The sequence below is a fragment of the Arthrobacter sp. ZGTC212 genome, assembly GCF_002929255.1.
GTDB classification, from domain to species: domain Bacteria; phylum Actinomycetota; class Actinomycetes; order Actinomycetales; family Micrococcaceae; genus Arthrobacter_B; species Arthrobacter_B sunyaminii.
The window spans coordinates 1-571 of sequence record NZ_PJIJ01000056.1 but is presented as its reverse complement, the minus strand read 5'-3'; the positions used below and the strand labels follow the sequence as shown (position 1 = coordinate 571).

The window sequence follows — 571 nt, the reverse complement described above, 5'->3', positions numbered from 1 at the left end:
GACCAACCGGGGGTGGCGCTTCAGATGCGGGTCAGGCCTTGGGGCTGGCGGCGGACTCCACCTTCAGCTTGCCGTCAACGATGTCCTTCTTGATCTGCTCAAGTTCGGTCTTCAGCTCCGCGGGGACCTGGGACTCGAGATCGTGGAACGGGGCCAGCTGCACGCCCTCGTTGGCCAGGGTGCCGACGTACGGGGTGTTGCTGAACTTGCCTTCCTTGTCCTCCTTGACCACGGTTTCCACGGCGTCGCCCATCTGCTTCATGACCGAAGACAACATGATGTCCTTGTAGTCAGGGGCGGTGAGGTAGCCGTCGGAGTCCACCCAGATCAGCTTGACGTCCTTGCCGGCGTCCTTGGCTTCGCTCAGCGCTGCACCGGCGCCCTTGCCCACCGGGCCGGCCACGGGCATCACGATGTCGGCGCCCTGGTCCAGGAAGTTCTGGGTCAGCTGCTTCCCCACGTCCTGCTTTTCGAAGTCGCCCGTGAAGCTGCCGTCCTGGGCGTCCTTGTTCCAGCCAAGAAGCTTGACGTTCTTGCCCTTTTGCTCGTTGTAGTACTTCACGCCGTCCGC

Annotated in this window: 1 protein-coding gene; it reads right to left on the bottom strand. The window is 63.0% G+C overall.

Annotated elements, in window-relative coordinates; all coding sequences use genetic code 11:
- Nucleotides 1–31: 31 nt before the first annotated feature.
- A partial coding sequence (locus tag CXQ89_RS17840) for a BMP family protein (RefSeq protein ID WP_146067308.1) occupies nt 32–571 on the bottom strand: 540 nt, incomplete at its 5' end.